Genomic DNA, 21,371 nt, shown 5'->3' with positions numbered 1-21,371 from the left:
CCGCCGGGCCCGCCCGTGATCTCACACCTGTGCCCCGCCCGAGTGGCGGCGCCGGTGAGCCGCTTCTAGTAATGGACTCCTTGACGCCGAGACCGCACACGGGGCCAGGTGCGCGGTCGCGCCCTTCTCCTGGAGCCGAGATGACCACCCGCTCTTCGTCCTACCGTCCCGACGACTCGCTGATACCTCCGGCACCGGCCACCACAGGCGTACCCACGCCCGCTCCCCATCTCGTGACACGGCCTCCACGGCCTCCCGGAGAACCGCCCGCGCCACCCAGCGCGAACGACGCCGCGAACGTCTCCGTGTACGACGCCGCGAACGTCTCCGTGTACGGCGACCCCCTGCGCGACCTGGTGCACGCGGCCGTCGCCGACCGGCCGCTGGAGGACGTCGTCCGGCTCATCACCCTGCTGGAGGAGTCACCCGAGCACGCCCGGACCACGGCCGACGCGCTGCACGCGGTCGGGGTGGACCGGTCCGTTGAGGACGTCACCCGGCTGGTGGCGCTGCTGACCAAGCCGCCCCGGGGGAGCGACAGCGCCGACGAGGCGATCCGGGCCGCCGCCGAGCACCGCCCTCTGGAGGACGTGTCCCGGCTGATGCAGTTGCTGCACCGCAACCCGGTGGAACCGCACTGCGGGGAGGCGGTCGTGCGGGCGGTGGCCGAGCACCGGCCCGTCGAGGAGCTGGCCGAGCTGATCGGCCGGCTGGCCGCGGACCGCCGCAGCCGTGAGCGTCCGCTGCCCGAGCCGGCGCCTCCCGGGGCCGCCGACCCACGGCCCACGCCCGGCACCCGGGCACCGGGACCCGCGCCCGGGGGAGACGGCCGGCCCGCCGGAGACAGGCCGACCGAGGAGCGGGCCGCGGACCAACGGCCGTCGAAAAGGGAACCGGTCGGGAAGCCGGCGGCCGGGGAACAGAAGAATCCGGCAGGGAAGCGGACGGCCGGGGAGCGGCGGCCCGGGGGACGGAGGCAGGGGGAGCGGCAGGACGGGAACCGTGCCGGGGACGGCCGGGGGCCGGGGTCCCAGGCGTGGGCCGCGCGCGGTGCCGCGCCGCTGGTGCTGCTGTGCGGGGCGGCTCACGCCCCACGCTACTGGGCCGGACTGCCCCAAGGCGTGCTCGGGGCCACGCTGCTCGCCTCGGCGCTGTGCGGACTGCTGGCGCTGGCCATGACCGCGCGGGCGGCACCGGCCCGGCTCGTCGCGGCGACGGCCGCGGCCGGTGTCACGGCGGTGCTCGCCACGGGAGAGCTGCTCGGCGGACGCTTCGGCATGCCCGGCCCGGCCCGGCTGGGGGCGGCGACGCTGGCGCCGCCCTGGGTCGCCGGCATGACGGCCGCGGTCGCCGCACTCGCCGCGCTGACGATCGTGCTGACCACCCTGACCGCCGGCACCACCCGCCCGGCGGACGGAGGCCGATGAGCCGCCCCCTCCCGCACGGCCGACCACGCCGTGAGCCCCGCTCACCGGTCCGGCGAACCGCAACGAGGAGCCGGCCGCGACGTCGGCTGCGTCGGCTTCGGTTCGGCGGTTCCGCGCCTGTCGTCAGGGGGGCTTGGGTCGCTGCGTCGGCTTCGGTTCGGCCGTTGCGTGCCTGCCGCAACGGCGGCCTCGGAGCGGGCCGCCCCGCCCCACCATCCCCGCCTCGGTGGTCAGCCTCGCGTCAGGTTGCGCCGCACGCCCTCGGCGAGATGTTCGGCCGCCCCGGTGACCGGTCAGGGTTCGTACGGGCCGGGCGGCAGCGGCCGGGCGGCGCGCAGGCTGCGCAGCGCGAGGAGGAGGACGCCGATGTCGTCCAGGTAGACGGGGTCGGGCAGCAGGTCGGTCGGGAGCACGAGATACGCGACCGCCCCCCAGAACACCCAGCGCGGTCCCGTCGGCAGCCCGGCCTGCCGCAGCGTCCGCCGGGTCCGTACCAGCCGGACGAGCAGACCGACGGCGAGGGCGAGCAGCGCCGCCGCGGCGACGACCGCGATCACCAGCAGCAGGGTGCCGGACGTGTCCATGTGCTCTCCTTCCGCCTCCCCCGCCCCCTTCTGCCCTGCCACTGCCGAGCTACGCCGACCGACCGACCGACCGAGCCACGGGGACCGGCGAAGCCGTAGCAACCGCGGGAGGCGCCGCTGCCGGCACCGGTGCCGCCCGCCGTCGTGCCGTCCGTCGCCCTACTCGTCCTCGACCTTGCCGTCCACCGCCCTGCCGTCCACCGCCGCGCCGTCGGCCGGTGTCCCGTCCAGTGAGGCGCTCGCGGCGGATTCGGGCCGTTGCCGGCCCTTGGCCGTGAGCTTCAGCCGCTCGAACGTCCGTGTGAGCTGGTGCAGCGCGACCGGCGTCCGCACGGTGGGCCGCTGCTGCTGCGGCAGGGTGGGCGCGGGGACGTCACGGTAGGCGGACAGCGCCTCCAGCGCCTGCTCGGCGGCCTGCTTGTACAGATCCCGGGACTTGGTCATCGCCTCCAGCGCCTCGGCGTACATGGCGACGAGCCGCCGCTCGCGCTCCAGCTCCTCCTTGAGGGTCCTCAGGGTCCAGTTCTCGCGCAGGTCGGTCAGCGCCTCCTCGGCGCCCTGTGGCATGGGCCGGGACTGGGCGGTGAAGTGCCGCAGCGCCGCGACGAGTTCGGCCGGTTCCGACCCGTCAAGGAAGACGTTGCGCACGCTGTGCTCCCGGCCGTCGTAGTCCTTGGGCGCCGGGTCGGGGGGCAGCAGCACCGCGCCGCCGCGCGGCACCTCGACGCCGAGGTCCTTCAGCGCCCAGTTGACGGCGCGTAGCTGCTGCGGCGCGGCCCGGTGCTCCACCACGCGGTGTCGCAGGCCGGGCGGCAGCAGCCGGGTCAGGGGCAGCCGGCCCCGCTCGTCCGGGGTCATCGCCTCGTGCACGACCACGTTGACGCACCAGGACTCACGGGCCGCGTCCCGCAGCCGGCGCCGCATCTCCTTGTCGTCCGGAGGCAGCGCGTTGGCCTGCCGGAGGGGCAGGCCGGGGACGGTGGCGTGATGGTCCCAGGAGCCGTCGCCGGTCTCGTCCACGCCGCCCCCGGGCCAGAACAGCGTGGCGGGCGAGGGCCACGTGTCGTCCCATGGGCGTTCCGCCTCCGCGACGAGACGCCACTCGTGCTCCTGCGGCCGGCTCGGATGCGGTACGAGGGTGAGCCGGGCCCGTACGGTCACCGTGCCGGCGGCCCGCCAGCGCGCCTCGAAGATCCGGCCGGCCGGATCCTCGCCGGCGGGCGGCTCGGCGAAGTCGTCGATGTCCCCGCTCTCCTCGCGCCGGTGCAGGATGCGACGGACGACGTCCTCGGGGTCGGGGCCGGTGTGGCGGCCCCGGGCCGCCCAGACGGATTGCGGGATGGTGGCGCGGTCGCCGGCGGAGTTCGACATGAGCCAATCTGCTGATGGGGGCGGGTGCGCTCCCAGTATCACCGCTCGCCGGGGCGACATGTCGGCCGGGGCCCGGCGCCGCGCGCCACGGATGGGTGTGCGCCCGCGCACGGGGTGCGCGCCGTGCGCCCGGCATGCGCGCGGTACGCGTCACACGACCGTGGCGCACCCCGTGCCGGGCCGCCGCGTACGGCGTCCACAATGGACCGGTGAACGGGGCCCGCCCGTCCATCCGCTCAGGAGCAGGCCTCTTTCACCCTCGCGGCAGCGGTGGAACCGGTACGGGCAAGGACCCGCGCGGCTCCTTCGCCCGGCGCCTGCCACCGGTGCCGCAGCAGACGCCCTCCGCGCGGACGGCCAGGGACCGAGCGGCGCGGGGCCGAACGGTGCGGGGGCCGGCGCACCGGCACCGGCCCCTGACACACCCGACCGGGTGCGGTCCTCACGCCCCGCTGGCCCGCAGCATGTCCTCGCGCTCGACGATCTTCACCCGCTCGCGGCTCTGCGGCTCGCCCAGGGCGCGCTCGGCGGCGTCCAGCCGGTACCAGCCCTCCCAGGTGGTGAAGCGGACGTCGCGCCCGGCGAGGAAGGCGTCCACGGCCTCCGGCTCGGGCGTGGCCGGGGTGTCCAGGCGGCCGTTCGCGTAGTCGTCCAGGAGGTTGGCCACGGTCTCGTTCGCGTCACCCTTGGTGTGGCCGATCAGGCCGATGGGACCACGCCGGATCCAGCCGGTGACGTAGGCGGACCGCAGCGGGGTGCCGCCCTCCTCGATCACCCGGCCGCCCTTGTCCGGGACGGTGCCGGAGTCGATGTCCCAGGGCAGTTTGGGCAGCTTCTCGGAGAGGTAGCCGACCGCGCGGTAGACCGCCGTGACGTCCCAGTCCTTGAACTCGCCGGTGCCCTTGACGTTGCCGGTGCCGTCCAAGGCGGTGCGCTCGGTGCGCAGGCCGACGACCTTGCCGTCCTCACCGAGAATCTCCGCCGGTGACTCGAAGAAGTGCAGGAACAGCTTGTGCGGGCGGTTGCCGACGTCCCGGATCGCCCACTTCTCCAGGGTCTTGGCGACCATGTCGGCCTGCTTGTTGCCACGGCGGGTCCCGATCGAGCCCGCGTCGTAGTCGATGTCCTCGGGGTCGACGATGACCTCGATGTTCGGGGAGTGGTCCAGCTCGCGCAGCTCCATGGGGCTGAACTTGGCCTGCGCCGGGCCACGGCGGCCGAACACGTGGATCTCCACGGCCTTGTTGGTCTTGAGGCCGTCGTAGACGTTCGGCGGGATCTCGGTCGGCAGCAGTTCGTCGGCGGTCTTGGCCAGGATGCGGGCGACGTCGAGGGCGACGTTGCCGACACCCAGCACGGCGACCTTCTCGGCCTCCAGCGGCCAGGAGCGCGGGACGTCCGGGTGGCCGTCGTACCAGGAGACGAAGTCGGCGGCGCCGTAGGAGCCGTCCAGCTCGACGCCGGGTATCGACAGGTCACGGTCGGCCATCGCGCCGGTCGAGAAGATCACCGCGTCGTAGAAGGCTCGCAGGTCGTCCAGGCTGATGTCGGTCGGGTAGTCGACGTTGCCGAACAGACGGATCTGCGGCTTGTCGAGCACCTGGTGCAGGGCGGTGATGATGCCCTTGATGCGCGGGTGGTCGGGCGCGACGCCGTACCGGATCAGGCCGAACGGGGCGGGCATCCGCTCGAAGAGGTCGATGGACACACCGGGGTCGGCGGCCACCTCGGACTTGAGCAGGGCGTCGGCGGCGTAGATCCCGGCGGGGCCGGCTCCGACGATGGCTACCCGCAGGGGGCGCGGCATGATCAGGTTCCCTTCGAGCGTGAACGGCGACTCGAACAGGAAGCCTAAACTAAGGCAGACCTAAGTAGTTACAGGGGTCGGGTCTATGACCCCATAAGGCGATCTTATGGGTTGTCGAGAGCTGGCTTATGGCCCGGCTGCCGCCCATACGACGCACCCGGGCCCACTCGTCGCACACGCTTCACGCGGGTCACGCGGGCCGGACGACGCGGTGGATCGCCGCCTCCCCGGCCCCGTAGACCGACTCCTCGCGGATGGTCGACCCCGGTCCCGGAGCGTGCACCATCATCCCGTCGCCCACGTAGAGACCCACGTGCCGGTCGTCGTCGAAGAAGAGGACGAGGTCACCGGGTTCGGCGACGGCCAACGTGACCGGCGTGCCCGCCAGCGCCTGCTGGTGCGCGGCGCGCGGCAGCGTGACCCCGGCGGCTCTCCACGCGGCCTGGACCAGGCTGGAGCAGTCGTACGAACCCGGCCCGGTCGCGCCCCACACGCACGGCCTCCCGACCTGCGCCCGAGCGAACGCGATCGCCTTGGCGGCCCGCAGGACCCGGGAGTCGGTGCCGGGGAGGGGGGCGGGGGCGAGGGTGGAGGCGGGGGTCGGTGGCACAAGAGAGCCCAGGTGACCGAAGGCCGTTGACGGTGCCTCAGGCATCACCGGGACCCTGGGTGCCGCCGTTGGCGTGGTCCCGGGACCCGGCTGGGTGCCGGTGTTCCACGTGGTCCGCGCAGGCGCGGGCTGAACGGTACCGGCGGCCGACGCGAGCGGGGAGGTGTACCGGGTGAGCAGTTCGCGGGCCGAGGTGAGCTTGCGCAGGCTGTCGCCCTTGGTCACAGTGGGGGAGGGGCGGCCCGGCGCGGCACCGGGCAGTGTTCTGGGCGTCTGGACCCGGTTCGCCTGCGCGGTGGGCGGCGCGACGGCCGGGAGCAGGGCCGTCTCGGCGGCGCCGACACCGGCCGAGGCCTGCTCCGCGAAGCCCGGCAGGCTCAACGAGCCGCCTGTCGTCGCCGGTTCGGGTGTACTCCGGCCCGTCGATTCGACGGTGATCAACTCCGGGTATCCCGTGACGGGTTGAGGCAGCGCCGTATCGGGCGGTGCCGCCCGTCCGACCGCCGGCATCGCCGCCGGCCAACCCACCGCACCCCCTGTCACCGCACCCGCTGCCACCGGACCGCCCATCAGCTCGCCCATCAGCTCGCCCGTCGCGTGGCCGCCGCCCGGCTGAATGCCGGTACCCCCGGCCGCCCACGGGTTGCCGGCGGGCCCGCTCGTCAGCTCGCCAAGCGCCTGTCCGCCGCTCGTCAGCTCGCCCAGCACCTGTCCGCCGCCCGGCCGGCCCCCCGTACTCCCGGTCGGCAACTCACCGATCGCGCCTCCCGCGCCCCGCTCCAACGCCAGGGGCGTGCGTGCCGACGGCCCCGGGGGCAAGGCATCCCGAGCGCCGCCTGTCAGGTCACCTTCCCCGTCGCGCCCCGGGAGGCGCGTCGGAATGACCGGGCGGTCGGGCCGGCGGTCGGGGGGCAGTACGGCGGGGACGGTCGGGCCGAGTTTGGCGCGGGCCGCGTCGAACCACTGCCGGGCCATCGTGTCCAGTGCCGGTTCCGGGCGCCGCCCCGTCCGCTTGGCCAACGGGACGCCCCGCGAACGCCGCTGGGCGGCCATGGCCCGGGTCGCGTTGAAGTTCCCGGTCGCGTTCTCGGCCTGGTCATAGAGGGACTCGACCCGTTGGCGAACCTCGTCGCGGCTCTCCGGCGCCATGGAAGACGTGCTCCTTCCTCGCCCCGCAGGGCAGTTGGGCCGCTCGCCGGGACTGAGCCGGCCGGGCCGAGCGTCAACCTAGCCAACGTGTGTACCTCGTGTGAAGGTTGAGGTGTGAAATGTCCGATACGTATTCGTGATGTTCGCGACGACGTTCGAGTGGGAAGAGGCGGGTCTCGTGGTTTCCTGTGAGACTCCGGTGAATTCGCGCTTCCGTTGAACACGACGGCCCCGCCCTCCGTATGAAGCCGGGGAACACCATGCCCGACCGGCGAGCACACACAGGGGACGACCTTGGTACGCAACAGGCGCAGACGTCCGACCGGCGCACGACGCGCGACCCTCGCGGCGGTCGCCCTGATGCTGGGCGGGGCCGGCCTGGCCGCGGCGAACGTCTACGCGTCGGCCAGCGAGGGCTGGGGCGACGGCTCCGGCACGGACTCCACCGGACGCGTGCTGTCCACGGGCATGGCGACGATCGACTGCCCCGACGTCGGCAGCCGGCTGACGGCGGTGCCGGACACGGCCCGCCCGGACGTCGACCGTGAACTCGCCCTGCTCGACCAGCAGACCGCGGCGGCGTACCGGCAACTCCACCAGTATGGACAGAGCGGTGGTCAGGGCACCGGACCCAACGCCGACACGATCATGAACCCGCTGAAGGGGAAACGGTCCGCCGCCATCGGGCGCATCACCGACACCCTGGACCGGGCGGGGGAGCATCCGCAGGGCCTGGACGACCTGGCCGCCTGCACCCTGCGCCCCGGCGACACCGGCCGGCCCACGGCCACCCCGAGCGGCACCGGCCAGGGGCAGGACGGTACCGGCCAGGCCCAGAACGGGGCGGGCCAGGCCGGCAACGGGCCCGTCGTCTCCGACTACGCGGACATCACCGCCGTACAACCCGACGCGCCGGCCCCGTCCCCGGGCTCCGACGCCTCGCGCGGCACCTTCACCTCCGACTGCGGCGTCAACGCGAACGGCCTGTTCAACTCGGACAACGTCATCGTCGCCCCCGGCGTCTCCAACGGCGCCCACCACTTCCACGACTACATCGGCAACCAGGGCAACAACGCCTTCGCCGGCGACGACGACCTGGCGAAAGCCGCCACGAGCTGTGTCGATCAGGGCGACAGGTCCACGTACTACTGGCCGGTGCTGCGCCTCCAGAACGGCAAGCAGGAACGCGACGCGGGCGCCCCGGGCGGCGGTACGGAGGGCAACGCCGGCCAGATCGTCACCCCCAAGGCGGTGACGCTGACGTTCGTCGGCAACCCGCGCGGCAAGGTCACCGCCATGCCACGCCTGCTGCGTATCATCACCGGCGATGCCAAGGCCTTCGTCAACGGCCCCGGCAACGCCAACGCGTCCTGGAGCTGCACCGGCCACGAGGACCGGCAGTTGAAGGACAAGTATCCGCTGTGCCCGCAGGGCAGCGACGTCGTGCGCACCTTCCGGTTCCAGAGCTGCTGGGACGGCCGCAACATCGACAGCGCCAACCACCGCACCCACGTCGCCTTCGCCACCGTCGACGGCTCCTGCCCGGCCGGCTTCCGGCCGATACCGCAACTGGTGCAGCGCATCGTCTACGGCGTCGCCGCACCGAGCCTCACGGACGGCGGCCGTACGGTTCCCCTGTTCGCGGTGGACTCCTTCCCCGAGCAACTGCACAAGCCCGTCACCGACCATGGCGACTTCATCAACGTCTTCGACGAGGACCTGATGCGCGAGATGGTCGACTGCATCAACTCCGGCCGCACGTGCGGCCCGTCCGACGGCACGGGCACCGGCAACGGCAACGGCAACGGCAACGGCAACGGCAATGGCAACGAAGGCGGCAGCGGCAGCGGCGGTGGCGGTAGCGGTAGCGGTACGACCGTGACGCCCACGGCGACCTCCGGGTCCCCGGCGACCGCCGCCCCCGGTGGCGGGACCACGGCGGAACCCGGCGGGAACACCGCCACGAAGGCCGGCGGAGACACTTCCACGGAGCCCGGCCAGGACACCGCCACAGAGCCCGGCGCGGGTGCCACCTCGGCGCCGAGGGCGCCGGCCTCCCGCCCCGGTGAGGCGCCCAGGACCGAGGTGACGACCTCGCCGGCCCGCACCACCAAGCGGGACGGGGCGGGCGCGCCGGGCGGAGACGACCGGGCGGGCAAGGCCGCTCCGGGGGGTTCCGCCCCTTCCCGTGCCACGTCGGCCCGGCCGGCCCCGTCCGCGTCCCCGTCCGCACCCGCACCCGCGCCCTCGGCGTCGGACCAGGCCACCGCCGCCGGATACGTCCCGCCCGTGGCCGCGCAGGCCCCACCGCAGACGACCGGGGGCGGCCTGGCCGAGACCGGGGCCCACCTGTGGCCCGCGGCCATCGGCACGCTGCTCGCCCTCTCGGGCCTGTTCATGCTGATCCGCGCCCGCCGCCTGCCCTACTGACCGACGGCGACCCACCAGCCCATGACCCCCAGCACCTGACGACACCGTTCCGGCGGCCCCTGCGGCGGCCCACCTCCACCGAGGCGGGCCGCCGCGGCACACGCCGATCAATTCGCTTGTGGGAGCGCTCCCACTACGTTCAGGATGCCGGTATGCCCTCTCTTCGTCCGCATCCCGCGCCCGCGATCCGCCCCTACCGCCCCGCCGACCGCGAAGCCGTGGCCGACGTCTGTGTCCGCACCGCGCACAACGGAGGTGACTCCCGGGCGATATACCCCGACCCGCGGCTCATGCCGGCGCTGTTCGCGGAGCCGTACTGCCGCTTCGACCCGGACCTCGCCTTCGTGCTGGACGACGGCACGGGCCGGGCGGTGGGGTACGTCGTCGGAACCGCGGACACCGAGCGCTTCGTCAGGGACCTCCGGCGGAGCTGGATCCCCCGGCTGGCCGGCCGCTACCCGAAACCCACCGCGCCGCCCCGCACGCCCACCGAGGAGATGATCCACCTTCTGCACCAGCCGGAGCGGATGCTCGTACCCGAACTCGCCGGCTTTCCCGCCCATCTGCACATCGACCTGCTGCCGGACTGGCAACGTCGGGGGTACGGCCGCGGGTTGCTGCACACCTTCCTGGCCGCCCTGTCCGGGCAAGGTGTGCGGGCGGTGCATCTCGGTATGGTCACCGCCAACACAGCCGCCCGCGCGTTCTACGACCGGCTCGGCTTCCACGTGATCCCGGTCGCGGACGCCGGTTCCCTCACCTACCTGGGCCGGGAGACGACCGTGCGCTGAGCGCGCTGTGGGACGGCGTGGCCCTCAGGCGAGTCCGAGGGTCCGCTTGGCGAGGTCGTAGGCGGGCCGCATCGCCTCGTGCTCCTCGGTGTCCATGCCGCCGAGATGCAGGACGACCGGCCCGTCCGGCGTGCTGACCGCGAAGGCGCTCTCCTTCTTGGTCTCCTCCAAAATCTTGCTCGTGTAGAGGTACTCCACCTCCACGGCGGGGACGCCACCGCCGGTCGTGAAGGAGTGGTACTTCGCCTTGCTGACATTGTCCTCGGCGGCGACGAACGCGCGCAGCACGCCGCCGGCGTCGGCATCGCCCGTCCTGCCGGTCCACACGCGCAGGAAGCCGATGTTCCCGGCGGGCTTGGCGTCGATCTCGCAGGCCGCGGTGACCGGACCCTGCCGCAGAAGGCTGTCGGCGAGCGCCCCGCCGAGGTCGTCGTCGGGCTTCCCCGACGCCTCGGACAGCTCTTTCGCGGCGTCGATCGACTTGGCCTTCCAGTGCCGGGCGACGCCGAAGCTGACGGGCAGTTCGCAGGCGGAGCCGACGGCGCCGATCGTGCCACCGCTCGGACTCGCCTTGGCCGATGCCGATGCCGATGCCGATGCCGGCGTGCCGGACGCGCCCGGTCGGCCCTTGCCGTCCGTGCCGCCCGATCCGGCGCATCCGCTGAGCGCCGTCGCCAGCAGGGCCGTCCCTACGGCCGTCCCCACCGCCATGCCCACCGCTGTATTCCGCACGATTCCCGCGCCGCCCCTGATCCCCATTTTGACCTGCGCCTTCGCGTTCCCGATGTCCGGCGGGTCACTGTAGCCGAGCGGGCCGACACCGGCCCGCCGGTCAGGTGGCGCAGCCGTTGCTGACAACAAGTCAACATTACCCAACCGTGACCTCCGTGGGGCTACCGCCGGTAACTTACTCGAAAGTAAGGTCCCTGCCAGCCGCTCCGGAGCCCCCTGCCCCACCCCGCCGCCCAGGAGGTCCGTCATGTCCGTGCGCACCCGTGTGCCCGCCGCCCTCGCGATCGCCGTCGCCGCCTGCCTCGGCGCCCAGACCGCCGCCGCACTCCCCGCCACCGCCACGGACACCGTCGTGTCCCGCGGCGTCACCATCCCGGCCTTCTACACCCCGCCCACCGCGCTGCCCGCCGCCGACGGCACCCTCGTCCGCAGCGAGCGGCTGCCGCTCGCGCTGAGCCTGCCGGGCCTCGACGGACCTCTGCCCGGCCGTGCCACCCGGCTGATGTACAAGTCGACCGACTCCGCCGGGCAGCCGGTCGCGGTGACCGGCGCCTACCTGGAGCCGGCCGCCGCATGGAAGCGGGGCGGACCACGCCCGCTGGTCGCGGTGGCGCCCGGCACCATGGGCCAGGGCGACCAGTGCGCCGCCTCACTCGGCCTCGAACACCCGCTGACCCTCAACGGCCGTACGGTGTCCGTCGGTTATGAAGACCTGGCCATCTACCGCCTGCTCGCCGAGGGGGTGGCCGTCGTCGTCACCGACTACGCCGGACTCGGCGCGACCGACAGACTGCACACCTACGTCAACCGGCTCGACGGCGCCCATGCCGTGCTGGACGCGGTCCGCGCGGCCCGGAACCTGGCGGGCGCCTCGGTCACGGAGGTTTCGCCCGTCGGGCTGTACGGCTACAGCCAGGGAGGCGGCGCGACCGCCGCCGCAGCCGAACTCCAGCCCTCCTACGCCCCCGACGTCACCCTGGCCGGCACCTACTCCGGGGCGCCGCCCGCCGATCTCGCCAAGGTGACCGAGGCGATCGACGGCAGCGACCTGGCCGGTGCCCTCGGCTGGGCCGTCAACGGCTTCCTGGAGTCCGACCCCGCGCTCAGGCCGATCGCCGACAGGCACCTGAACGCGGCGGGCAAGGCCGCGCTGGCCGACCTGTCCACGATGTGCGTCGGCGACGCGATCCTCTCGTACAACTCCGCGCTCAGCACCGCCTGGACGACCGACGGGTCCTCCCTCGCCGACGTCGTCGCGGCCGAGCCCGCCCTGCGGGACTTCCTCGACCGGCAGCGCATCGGCACGGGCAGGCCCGCCGGTCCGGTGCGGGTGGCGACGGGGATCAACGACGACCTCGTCCCGCACGCGCAGGCCCGACGGCTGGCCGTCGACTGGTGCCGCAAGGGCACCGACGTCACCTATGTGCCGGTCGTCGCGCCTCAGTTGGGCCGGGCCCTGCTCAACCACTTCGCGCCGCTGCTCGCCGACCAGGGCGACGCCGTCGACTGGCTCACCGACCGGCTCGCGGGCCGGGCCGCCGGTTCCACCTGCCGGCTGCTGCCCCTCCAGCCCTGACCGGCGTCACGGCCCCTCGCGCCGGGCGTGCAGGAACAGCTGCGGTTCCGGTACGGCGTCCGGGTGGGCCGGCGTGAACACGGCGTGGTCCTCGGCCAGCACCGTCAGGCCCGCCCCGGCCACCAATTCCCTGAAGGCGCCGGCGGCGAAGCTCGTCACCCGCACCGGCTGCCCCATGAAGTGCCCCTCGACGTCCTCCCCGTCGAGGGGCACGGTGGCCAGTGCGGCCGGCCCGCCGGGCCGCACGGCGCGGGCCAGCTTCGCCACGACGGCGGCCTGCTCGGCGCGGGACATCTGGAGGAGCGGGAAGTACGCGCACACGGCGTCGAACGAGGCCTCCTCCAGCGGCAGTTCGCGGATGTCGGCGAGGCGGAAGTCCGCCGCGGGCACCTGCCGGGCGGCCAGCTCCGTCATCACCCGTGAGACATCCACGCCCAGCACCCGGTGCCCGGCCTCGGTGAGGGTCTGCGCGGTCGGCCGCCCCGTCCCGCTGCCCACGTCCAGCACCCTGCCGCCCGGCGGCAGCCGCTCCAGCAGCCACCGCAGCGACGCCCGGTGCGGCTCGGACCCGGCGAACGCCTCCTCGTAGGCGACTCCCAGCGCGTCGAACACCTCGGCGGCCGGTGCCCGGCGATCATCCTCCGCCACTCCGTCCCCTTCCGTCGCCGCGTACGGGCTGCCGGACAGCGTCCTACCCCGGGCGGGTGCCGGTGACGCCTGCCGGCACCCGGCGTTTGCGAGCAGCGGCAGGCGCACGGCAGGGTGCGGTGCGTGCCTACCTTGCTGATCGTCCATCACACGCCCTCACCGAACTGTCAGGCGCTGCTCGAAGCAGTGGTGTCGGGCGCGACGACACCCGAGATCGAGGGCGTCCGCGTCGTGCGCCGGGCGGCCCTGTCCGCCACCGCCTCAGACGTGCTCGAAGCCGACGGCTACCTGCTCGGCACGCCCGCGAACCTGGGCTACATGTCCGGCGCCCTCAAACACTTCTTCGACCAGATCTACTACCCGTGCCTCGACGAGACCCGGGGCCGCCCGTTCGGCTACTACGTCCACGGCGGCAACGACGTCACCGGAGCCGTCCGCGCCGTCGAGGCCGTCACCACCGGTCTCGCCTGGCGCCGGGCGGCCGACGCGGTGACCGTCACCGGCGAGCCGGGCAAGGATGACACCCAGGCGTGCTGGGAGCTGGGAGCCACACTCGCGGCGGGTCTGATGCCGGACGTGCCGGACCGCTGAGGCGGCCCGGCGCCGGCCGCGCGGCCACCGGAGTGATCCTCGTGCGGTTGTGCCCCGTGACCGGCGTGGGCCGAAGCACGCGGCCAGGCCGCTCTGTTAGTCCTGATCATGTGGTCATAGGACTACCAGGGAGGTGCTGGCGTGGCCCTCGGGGCACGTCTCGCCGTGGTCCTGCCGCTGCTCGCGGCCGTGTCCGGCGGACCGGTGGACCGCGCCGTCGCCGACGGCGCGGGTAGCCACGGGCTCGCCCTGGAGGTCGACACCGACACCCGGCCGGGTACCGGGGCGACCCATCCCGGCATCCGCGTCGGCCACCCGCTGCTGAGGACGTACCGGCTGTCCAACCGCACCGGAGCCGACCTGTACGACGTACGGGTGAACGACCCGGGGCTGCCGGGCGCCAGGATCCGCTGCCCCGGCGGCGACGACCGCCTCCCCATGCTCCGCGGCCTGGACTCGGCCACCTGCACCGCGTGGGCCAGCGCGCGCGAGGGGGTCTGGATCGCCGACGTCACGGCCGTCGGCCGCATCCCCTCCCTCGGCCAGGAATCGTGGGCCGCCGCCCGTTCCGGATACGCCGGCGTCGGCGGCCGGCCGGCGCTGTCCGAGACGGTCGAGACCGAGGTGGGGGTACCCGGCCAGCCCGTCGCCCCCGGCCCGGTCACCGTCCTCTACGACGTGTCCAACACCGGCAACCGTACGGTGTTCGACCTCCACCTCACCGATCCCGTGCTCCAGCCGCCCGGCATCGTCTGCCCGGCGGCGGGCGGTGACACCGTCCCGAGCCTCGACCCCGGGGACTCCGTGCGCTGCCGGGCGACCGTGGAGCGGCCTGCGGGCCAGTACTTCAGCGAGGGGCACGTGACCGGGACCGACCGGATCAGCACGCTCCGGCCCGACGGGTGCCCGAAGCGGCCGCCGCCGCTGAAGGCCGACGCGTCCGGCTCGTTCACGCTGTACCCGGCCCCGCCGCCACCCGTCCCGGTACCAGCGCCCCCCGCCCCGGCCCCGTCCCCACCCCCCGCGGTCCCCCCTCCCGCCCCACCGGCTCCGCCTCCACCCCCCGCCCCCGCACCACCCCCCGTGCCGGCTTCACCCCCGGCGCCCCCGGTCCTGCCCGTACCCCCCGGCGTCACCTTTCCCCCACCCCCCACCCCTGCCACCCCCCGGCGGGCCCGCACCCGTACCCGGCGTCCTCACACCCGGCACGGCACCGGGCACGGCCGCCGGAACAGCGGGGGGCGCTGCGGGCGCCGTGCCGGGTGCCGGTTCCGGTGCCGGGGCTGCCGCTGGGGCCGGGGGAGCCGGAGTCGTGGCCGGTGCTGGAGCGGGGGCCGGGGGAGCGGCGGCGGGTGGAGGGGCCGGTGCGGGTACGGCCGCCGGCGCTGGGGCAGGGGCAGGGGCAGGTGCGGGACCGGGAACGGGAGTGGGTACGGCTGCTGGGGCTGGGGCCGCTGGGGCTGGAACGGCCGCCGGTGCCGGAGCGGGTGCCGCAGCGGGAGGTGCCGGAGCGGCTACCGCAGCCGGTGCCGCGGCCGGAGCAGGTGGCGCAGCGGGTGCCGGTGCCGGTGCCGCAGCCGGGGCCGGTGCCGCAGCCGGGGCCGGAGCAGGCGGTGTTGCAGCGGGCACGGGCGCCGGAGCGGGAGCCGGTGGGGCCGTTGGTGCGGGTGCCGCAGGCGGCGCGGGGACGGCCGGCGCTGCCGCGGGTGCGGGCGCCGGTGCGGGTACGGCAGCCGCAGGGGGAGCGGCAGCGGCCGCCGGCACGGGAACGGGCGCAGCCGCCGGGGCAGGAACAGCCGCCGCAGGCGGCACGGGTGCTGCCGCCGGGACAGGAACGGGCGCCACGGCCGGCGAGGGCGGAGCCACCGGTGGTGAGGGCGCCGGCGGCGGGGCCACCGGTGGCGAAGCAACGGGAGGCGAAGCAGCCGGCGGCCGGTCGACGGGCGGTCAGTGGACAGGGGGCCAGTCCACCGGCGGTCAGGCGACCACTGGCCAGGGGATTACCGGTCAGGCGAGCACCGGTCAGGGAACGACCGGTCAGGGAACCACCGGCGAAGCGACCGTGCCGGGCCGGCCCCCGGGGCGGAACGCCCGGACGCCTCCCCGGCGATCGCGCAACCCGTCCATCATGGCCCGCTTCATCCGGCCCGGCGGCGGTCCGACCGGGCTCGGCCTGCTCGCCGTGCTGTTCCTGATGCTGATCCCCGCCGCCCTCGCCGCCGCCCCTGCTGGGCTCCCGGCGCGTCGGCCCGTGACCGCCCGTTGCCCACCCCCCCGACGCCCAGTACACACCCCGCCGCCCCTGACCCTCCACCCCTCACCCCCCGCCCCGCAGAACACCGACAGGAGACCGAGTCGATGATCGAGATCTTCGCCGTCGTGCTGGGGATCGCCGTGGTCGCCGCAGGCATCGTGGTGATCCGGCACCATTACTGGCCCCCCGCCCCGGACGCGGAACCCCGAGAGGACGTCGCCGAGTACATCTCCATGATGGTCGGCGTGCTCTACGCGCTGGTGCTGGGCCTGTCGATGGTGTCCGTGTGGGAGTCCCGGTCGGGCGCCGAGGGTCATGTGCAGGCGGAGGCGAGCGCCGCCCACCAGATCCGCCTGCTGGCCGCCGGACTCCCCGCCGCGCAGGCCGAACAGACGCGCGGTGCCGTCGACATGTACGTGCACACCGTCGTGTCCGCCGAGTGGCCCGCCATGACGAGAGGACAGCCGCCGGGCCGGCGCGGCTGGGACCTGCTGAACGACCTCCGGGCCGCGAGCCAGGTGCCCGTCGAAGCCACCCCCGCCCAGCAGGCCACGCTCCAGGAGTCCTTGGCTCAGCTCAGCACCCTGGACGACGCCCGGCGCGGCCGGGAGGCCGACGTGGGCAACAGTCTGTCGCCGGTGCTGTGGTTCGGGCTGATCGTCGGCGGTGTGCTCACGGTCGCCTTCATGTTCATGTTCGGGGTGCGCCGGAGCGCCACCCATGTGGTGATGGTGATGGGCCTGACGGGTCCTCATCACCTTCACCGTGCTGCTGGTCTACCAGCTCAACCACCCTTTCAACGGCGTGTTCGCCGTCGACTCCACCCCCTTCTCCCGCTACTTCCCCGCCACCTGACCACCAGCCCGCCCGTAAGCCCGTAAGCCCGTAAGTTCGTCAGCCCGTATGACCGTCAGCCCGCCATCCGGCCGTGCCTGCGCGGTGCTCGTCGTCCCGCCGCCTCCGTGGTCAGCCGGGCGGCGGTCCGCCGTCCGTCCGGCCAGCGCACGTCGTACGCCCAGCCCCACCGCTCGAACCGGGCGATGAGCCAGGCCGTGAGGTCGGGCTGGCCCGTCAGGCCGCCGTGCCGGGCACTGCCGGGGTCGGCGTGGTGCAGGTTGTGCCAGCCCTCGCCGAAGGTCAGCAGCGCCACCCACGGCACGTCCCGGGACTGGTCGCGGGTGCGGTAGTGCCGGGCACCGAAGGCGTGCGCGACGGAATTGACCGACCAGGTGACATGGTGGACGACGGCGTACCGCACGAGGCTCGCCCAGAAGAACGTGACCAGCGCGCAGTGCCAGTCGTGGGAGACCGCCAGGACCACAGCGGGCGGCAGGCCGAGGGAGACGACCGCGGTCAACGGATAGCAGCGGTCCAGGCGGCGCACGTCCGGGTCGGCGAGCAGATCGGGCGCGTAGCGCGGATGGTGCGAGCGGACGGGGGAGGAGAACCAGCCGACCTGGGCGTGCCACAGCCCCTTGGCCAGCGCTCGCCGGGTGGTGCCGTACGCCCATGGCGAGTGCGGGTCGCCCTCCTGGTCGGCGTACTGGTGGTGGCGGCGGTGTTCGGCCACCCACATGGTCACCGGGCCCTCCAGGGCGAGGCCGCCCGCGACACCGAGGGCGATCCGCAGCGGCCGTTTCGCCCGGAACGACAGATGGGTGAAGTGCCGGTGGTAGCCGGCGGTGATGCCCATGATGGACAGCGCGTACATCCCGGCGCCGAGGACCGCGTCGTACCAGCGTGGCCCCCAGCCGCCGGCCAGGGCGGCCGGCAGCGCCAGCGCCAGGACGGTGAGCGGGCCGACCACGAGGGTGAGCAGGTAACCGGTGCGCAGCGGCCGGCCGACCGGGACGGTGTCGGGGAGCGGGGGCCGCAGGCCCTCGGGGCGTTCGGCGGACGTGGTCACGACGCGCGCTCCACCAGTTGGGGGACCGGTGCCGTCGGGGGAGTGCAGGGGGTCATGTGCGGCGATTATGCGGCAGCCGTACGAGGTCACGGCCCAGGCTCGGCGGGCCGTACGGCACCCGTGCGCATCCTCTACCTGGATGGATGAAGGTGCGGGCCCGCTCGCCCTGGCCGACGATGGGGGCGAGGCCGCGCCCGCCGACGCGGCCCCGCACCTGTCCCCACGTCGTCGAGCCGAGGGAGCGTCGGATGCGAGCGGACGGCACCGCACCCGGACGGCCCGCGCCGGACGGTCAGGACGTCCAGGAACTGCTGCGCCGGTGCGCGCGGGAGGTGGTGGACGTCGCCGAGGGCATCCGCGGGGTGTCCGCACGGACCAGTACCGCCCTGTTCTCCCCGGACCTGGCCGCCTCCGCGCGCCGGCGCCCCCGCACCGGCCTCGCCGCCCGCTGGGCACTGCTGCGCGCCCTCACCAACAAGCAGGGGCTGGGCGGCTCGGCCATCACGGCCCCGAAGGGCGTGGGCCATGTGCTGGGCGCGGCCGGGGAGGTGCTGGGCCGGGAGAGCCTGGCCGCGCTGGTGGCTGTCGGCTCGCTGCGGCTGAGGATCGCCGCCGTGCTCATCGACCACCCCGAGTTCGAGCGCGATCCGGGCATGCGCCGGCTGACGGAGGCCGTCACCGCCGACCGGGACCTGGAGTCGGTGCGGGCCCTGCGCGCGCTGTTCCGGGACCAGGGGGCCCAGCGCGCGCTGTCCGGGCTGGCCCCGCTGATGGCCGAACTCCTCGCCATCCGCGCCCTGCTGGACGAGGACCCGCAGAACGACGAGACCGGCTGGGCGCTGGCCACCGGCCGTACGCTGTCGGCCGACCCGCTGCACGGCGTCAGCGCCGCCCGGCTCGCGAACCTGGACAAGGGCGAGGGCGCCGCCGAGGCCGTCGAGCTGACCGACCAGGAGAGGCAGGTCATCGCGCCGGAAGGCTCCTTCCTCGGTTTTCTGCGCAACATCGAGATGCTCTCCACCGACGGGCGGATCCTCGTGCAGAACGTACGCGGTCCGGACGGGGTCGTCCGTTACGTCGTCCAGGCGCCCGGCATGGCACCGGGCCGCCCGCGCAACGACTCCCCGCAGGACTTCGTCGGCGCCTGGCGCAACCTGTTCCTGACGGACTCGCCGTACACCCGCTCGATCCTCCTCGCCCTGGACGACTACGGCATCCCGCGCGGCGCCGACCTCGCGCTGATCGGGCACAGCGAGGGCGGGATCGCCCTGATGAACCTCGCCCAGGACGAGGAGTTCTGCCGCGCCTACCGGGTCACCCACGTCGTCGCCGTCGGCTCCCCGGTCGACAGCAAGCGACCCGCCGACCCGCGCACCCGGGTCGCCAGCATCACCAACCAGCACGACATCGTGCCCGTCCTCGACGGCCGTGGCGCGGGCTCCGCGTTCGACCCGCACCCCGGCTGGTACGAGGTCGACTACATCGGGCCGAGTCACGAGTTCCCGCTCTGCCACATGATCCACGAATACATCGAGCACCTCAGGACCGTGATCCCCGAGGCCCGGGAGCGCATCGACGACGCGCTCGCCCCCTACCGGGGCCCCGTCGTGCGCACCCAGGCCTACCAGCTCAAGGACCGCGCCAACCCGCCCGAGGGCTACCCCTTCCTCACCCTGCCCACCGCCTCCGTGCCCACCACGGCCGGCCCGGTGGACGTACCCGTGCGCTACTACGACTCCTCCGCCGCCCACCTGTGCTTCCCCGTCGACGCGGATACGGCCCGCGGCCTGCTGCCCGACGTCACCTGGCTGACCCCGAGCCGGCTGGGCCGGCGGGCCATGGCGGTGCTCTCGATGTACGAGCACCGCTGCACCACGATCGGCCCCTACACCGAGATCGTCCTCTCCGTGCTGGTCGACGACCTGTGGCGGCCCGGCCCCTACGACGCCGCCCTGGACCTGCTGCGCCGCGTCGACCTGCGCCGCACCGGCCGCTACGTCCTCTCCCTCGCCGTGACCAGCGAGGAGGCCCGCGTCGTCGCCCAGGAGATCTGGGGCCAGCCCGCGCTGCGGGTGACCGCCGAAGCCGACCTGATGGGCCGGCAGATCCGTGCCGGCTCCCCGGACCTCGGCATCACCGTCGACGGCCGCCTCGGCCGGGGCGTGCCCTGCCCCGAGGCCGACTGGATCCTCTACGGCCGCCGGGGCGGGAGCACGGTCCGTACCCTGGTCCGGGCCCACGGCAGGCTCCGTCTGCACCGCGGCGGCGGAATCGGACTGCGGCTGGACACCGCGGCGGCCGAGCCCTTCGCCGGGCAACTGCGCCGGCTCGGCATCGACACGGCCCGGCCCCTGTTCGTCCTGACCTGCCCCCAGTTCATGCTGCACCGCAGCGCCGGCGCCCTCCTGCCGCGCTGAGACCCCCGCACACCCCGCCGACCGGGAGTACGCCATGGTGACCGAGTCCCCCGGAGTGACGTCGTACGACACCGAACTCCTCGACCGCGCGGGCACGCTGCGGACGGACGCCGAGCTGATGGAGAAGTACGCGCGGCGGCTGCGCGCCACCGCCGCCACGCTCGGCGACTGCCCGGCGGCACCGGAGTGGAGCCTGACCACGCTGGAGCAGCAGGCCGCCGCCTGCACCACGGCGGCGGAGCAACTACGCACGGCTGCCGAGGCGTTGCACGCGCACGCCCGAGCCGCGGGCTGAACCCGCTCGGCGACCCCGCTGGTGCTGCCCCGCGGGAGTTCGTTGCGGGGTTGATCAAGCCGTCCTCGTTGCAGCGGCGTGCGGTGGGTGCGCTGTTGCTTTCAGACGCCTGGCCCGGCGGTCTCCCAGCCGTGTTCCAGGAGGTTGAAGGCGCTCTCGACGGCTGTGCGGGGATCGTCGCTCGCGCGGGCGAGGGTGGCGGTCTCCAGCGCGAAGTGGGCAAGTGCCGCACAGGTGGGGTTCCCCTGTGGGGCGCCGCTTGCCTCGGTGATGGCCTGGGTGAGCGCGCTCTCGTGCCGCATCCACATGCGGTGGGCGTACTCGCTCAACGCCGGGGTGGAGCGGATGAGTTCGAGGAACTGCGCCATTTCGGCGTCCTGGGAGATGTTCGCCCTGGCCAGCACGTAGTCCCGGAGCGCGGCCAGGATCGACTGTTCCTCGGGTCGTTGGTGGACGGCGTCGAGCAGGCTGGCCTCCCGGTCGGTGTCCATGTCGAAGACGAGCGCCTCCTTGCTGGGGAAGTGTTTGAAGAGCGTGGCGGTCGAGACGTCGGCGGCGTCTGCGATCTCGCGGATTCCCACGTTGTCGTAGCCGCGCTCCAGAAACAGGCGCAGTGCCGCGTCGGCGATGGCCTTGCGGGTCGCCGCCTTCTTGCGCTCACGGCGTCCCGGAGTCTGCGGTTCCCGGATCTGTGGGGCTCCCATGTCTGCACCTTATCCCGGAATGCGAGTCACCTCAAAAAGTAGAGCTGTTGCACTTTTGGAACTGTTGTGGTTCCGTGGA

17 protein-coding genes are annotated in these 21,371 nt (G+C 74.0%); 8 read left to right on the top strand and 9 right to left on the bottom strand.

All coding sequences use genetic code 11. From position 1 onward, the window contains the following. The first annotated feature begins 140 nt into the window (after positions 1-140). Positions 141-1,427: a hypothetical protein gene (locus D9753_RS02515; RefSeq protein ID WP_276209411.1), complete on the top strand. Its 1,287-nt coding sequence runs from the start codon at positions 141-143 to the stop codon at positions 1,425-1,427. A gap of 293 nt (positions 1,428-1,720) precedes the next feature. Here the strand turns inward: D9753_RS02515 and D9753_RS02510 are convergent, their stop codons facing one another. The 4 genes from D9753_RS02510 to D9753_RS37515 form a co-directional block, all read right to left on the bottom strand. Next, positions 1,721-2,011, bottom strand: coding sequence for a DUF1232 domain-containing protein (locus D9753_RS02510; RefSeq protein WP_121785515.1), 291 nt, complete (start codon positions 2,009-2,011; stop codon positions 1,721-1,723). A 159-nt stretch (positions 2,012-2,170) separates the two neighbouring features. After that, positions 2,171-3,382, bottom strand: coding sequence for a hypothetical protein (locus D9753_RS02505; RefSeq protein ID WP_121785514.1), 1,212 nt, complete (start codon positions 3,380-3,382; stop codon positions 2,171-2,173). Between the two features lie 442 nt (positions 3,383-3,824). Continuing rightward, on the bottom strand, positions 3,825-5,189 hold the full coding sequence (locus D9753_RS02500; RefSeq protein WP_121785513.1) for an FAD-dependent oxidoreductase: 1,365 nt from the start codon (positions 5,187-5,189) through the stop codon (positions 3,825-3,827). Positions 5,190-5,379: 190 nt separating this feature from the next. Then, on the bottom strand, positions 5,380-6,948 hold the full coding sequence (locus tag D9753_RS37515) for a C40 family peptidase (protein ID WP_240468008.1): 1,569 nt from the start codon (positions 6,946-6,948) through the stop codon (positions 5,380-5,382). A 360-nt stretch (positions 6,949-7,308) separates the two neighbouring features. On the opposite strand from D9753_RS37515, the gene D9753_RS02490 reads away from it, so the two are divergent. Both D9753_RS02490 and D9753_RS02485 read left to right on the top strand, forming a co-directional pair. Beyond that, on the top strand, positions 7,309-9,378 hold the full coding sequence (locus D9753_RS02490) for a DUF1996 domain-containing protein (protein ID WP_121785512.1): 2,070 nt from the start codon (positions 7,309-7,311) through the stop codon (positions 9,376-9,378). A gap of 152 nt (positions 9,379-9,530) precedes the next feature. Further along, positions 9,531-10,169, top strand: coding sequence for a GNAT family N-acetyltransferase (locus tag D9753_RS02485; RefSeq protein ID WP_121785511.1), 639 nt, complete (start codon positions 9,531-9,533; stop codon positions 10,167-10,169). A 24-nt stretch (positions 10,170-10,193) separates the two neighbouring features. Here D9753_RS02485 and D9753_RS02480 read toward each other — a convergent pair whose 3' ends face one another. Next, the gene (locus tag D9753_RS02480; RefSeq protein ID WP_121790855.1) at positions 10,194-10,880 is read right to left on the bottom strand and encodes a lipoprotein; all 687 of its coding nucleotides are present in this window, start codon (positions 10,878-10,880) and stop codon (positions 10,194-10,196) included. 268 nt (positions 10,881-11,148) lie between these two features. Here D9753_RS02480 and D9753_RS02475 point away from each other — a divergent pair, with 268 nt between their 5' ends. After that, positions 11,149-12,477, top strand: a complete 1,329-nt coding sequence (locus D9753_RS02475) for a lipase family protein (RefSeq protein ID WP_121785510.1) — start codon at positions 11,149-11,151, stop codon at positions 12,475-12,477. Between the two features lie 6 nt (positions 12,478-12,483). On the opposite strand, the gene D9753_RS02470 is transcribed toward D9753_RS02475, so the two are convergent. Further along, complete coding sequence (locus tag D9753_RS02470; RefSeq protein WP_240468007.1) at positions 12,484-13,125, bottom strand: class I SAM-dependent methyltransferase; 642 nt, start codon at positions 13,123-13,125, stop codon at positions 12,484-12,486. A gap of 123 nt (positions 13,126-13,248) precedes the next feature. Between D9753_RS02470 and D9753_RS02465 the strand changes: the two genes are divergently transcribed. Next, the gene (locus D9753_RS02465; protein ID WP_121790854.1) at positions 13,249-13,716 is read left to right on the top strand and encodes a flavodoxin family protein; all 468 of its coding nucleotides are present in this window, start codon (positions 13,249-13,251) and stop codon (positions 13,714-13,716) included. Between the two features lie 114 nt (positions 13,717-13,830). Here the strand turns inward: D9753_RS02465 and D9753_RS36315 are convergent, their stop codons facing one another. Then, positions 13,831-14,010, bottom strand: a complete 180-nt coding sequence (locus D9753_RS36315) for a hypothetical protein (RefSeq protein ID WP_163010599.1) — start codon at positions 14,008-14,010, stop codon at positions 13,831-13,833. Positions 14,011-16,074: 2,064 nt separating this feature from the next. On the opposite strand from D9753_RS36315, the gene D9753_RS02450 reads away from it, so the two are divergent. After that, positions 16,075-16,851, top strand: a complete 777-nt coding sequence (locus tag D9753_RS02450; protein ID WP_240468006.1) for a bestrophin-like domain — start codon at positions 16,075-16,077, stop codon at positions 16,849-16,851. 29 nt (positions 16,852-16,880) lie between these two features. Here D9753_RS02450 and D9753_RS02445 read toward each other — a convergent pair whose 3' ends face one another. Then, entirely contained in the window at positions 16,881-17,876 is a 996-nt protein-coding gene (locus D9753_RS02445; RefSeq protein ID WP_205614035.1) for an acyl-CoA desaturase, read from the bottom strand. A 248-nt stretch (positions 17,877-18,124) separates the two neighbouring features. On the opposite strand from D9753_RS02445, the gene D9753_RS02440 reads away from it, so the two are divergent. Continuing rightward, positions 18,125-20,293, top strand: coding sequence for an acetoacetate decarboxylase family protein (locus D9753_RS02440; RefSeq protein WP_121785508.1), 2,169 nt, complete (start codon positions 18,125-18,127; stop codon positions 20,291-20,293). Between the two features lie 34 nt (positions 20,294-20,327). Further along, a complete protein-coding gene (locus D9753_RS02435) occupies positions 20,328-20,588 on the top strand; it encodes a hypothetical protein (protein WP_121785507.1) in 261 nt (86 codons plus the stop codon). A gap of 101 nt (positions 20,589-20,689) precedes the next feature. Here D9753_RS02435 and D9753_RS02430 read toward each other — a convergent pair whose 3' ends face one another. Continuing rightward, on the bottom strand, positions 20,690-21,292 hold the full coding sequence (locus tag D9753_RS02430; RefSeq protein ID WP_121785506.1) for a TetR/AcrR family transcriptional regulator: 603 nt from the start codon (positions 21,290-21,292) through the stop codon (positions 20,690-20,692). Positions 21,293-21,371 lie beyond the last annotated feature (79 nt).

This window comes from Streptomyces dangxiongensis, from assembly GCF_003675325.1.
Lineage (GTDB): Bacteria > Actinomycetota > Actinomycetes > Streptomycetales > Streptomycetaceae > Streptomyces > Streptomyces dangxiongensis.
Note: the sequence above shows the minus strand (reverse complement) of the source record. Positions and strands in the feature narration are given on the sequence as shown.

Bases quoted from the DNA above. Each gene is read 5' to 3' on its own strand.
- D9753_RS02515 (WP_276209411.1), top strand. From the start codon at position 141: ATGACCACCCGCTCTTCGTCCTACCGTCCCGACGACTCGCTGATACCT.
- D9753_RS02510 (WP_121785515.1), bottom strand. From the start codon at position 2,011: ATGGACACGTCCGGCACCCTGCTGCTGGTGATCGCGGTCGTCGCCGCG.
- D9753_RS02505 (WP_121785514.1), bottom strand. From the start codon at position 3,382: ATGTCGAACTCCGCCGGCGACCGCGCCACCATCCCGCAATCCGTCTGG.
- D9753_RS02500 (WP_121785513.1), bottom strand. From the start codon at position 5,189: ATGCCGCGCCCCCTGCGGGTAGCCATCGTCGGAGCCGGCCCCGCCGGG.
- D9753_RS37515 (WP_240468008.1), bottom strand. From the start codon at position 6,948: ATGGCGCCGGAGAGCCGCGACGAGGTTCGCCAACGGGTCGAGTCCCTC.
- D9753_RS02490 (WP_121785512.1), top strand. From the start codon at position 7,309: ATGCTGGGCGGGGCCGGCCTGGCCGCGGCGAACGTCTACGCGTCGGCC.
- D9753_RS02485 (WP_121785511.1), top strand. From the start codon at position 9,531: ATGCCCTCTCTTCGTCCGCATCCCGCGCCCGCGATCCGCCCCTACCGC.
- D9753_RS02480 (WP_121790855.1), bottom strand. From the start codon at position 10,880: ATGGCGGTGGGGACGGCCGTAGGGACGGCCCTGCTGGCGACGGCGCTC.
- D9753_RS02475 (WP_121785510.1), top strand. From the start codon at position 11,149: ATGTCCGTGCGCACCCGTGTGCCCGCCGCCCTCGCGATCGCCGTCGCC.
- D9753_RS36315 (WP_163010599.1), bottom strand. From the start codon at position 14,010: ATGGGTCGCCCCGGTACCCGGCCGGGTGTCGGTGTCGACCTCCAGGGC.
- D9753_RS02450 (WP_240468006.1), top strand. From the start codon at position 16,075: ATGATCGAGATCTTCGCCGTCGTGCTGGGGATCGCCGTGGTCGCCGCA.
- D9753_RS02440 (WP_121785508.1), top strand. From the start codon at position 18,125: ATGCGAGCGGACGGCACCGCACCCGGACGGCCCGCGCCGGACGGTCAG.
- D9753_RS02435 (WP_121785507.1), top strand. From the start codon at position 20,328: ATGGTGACCGAGTCCCCCGGAGTGACGTCGTACGACACCGAACTCCTC.
- D9753_RS02430 (WP_121785506.1), bottom strand. From the start codon at position 21,292: ATGGGAGCCCCACAGATCCGGGAACCGCAGACTCCGGGACGCCGTGAG.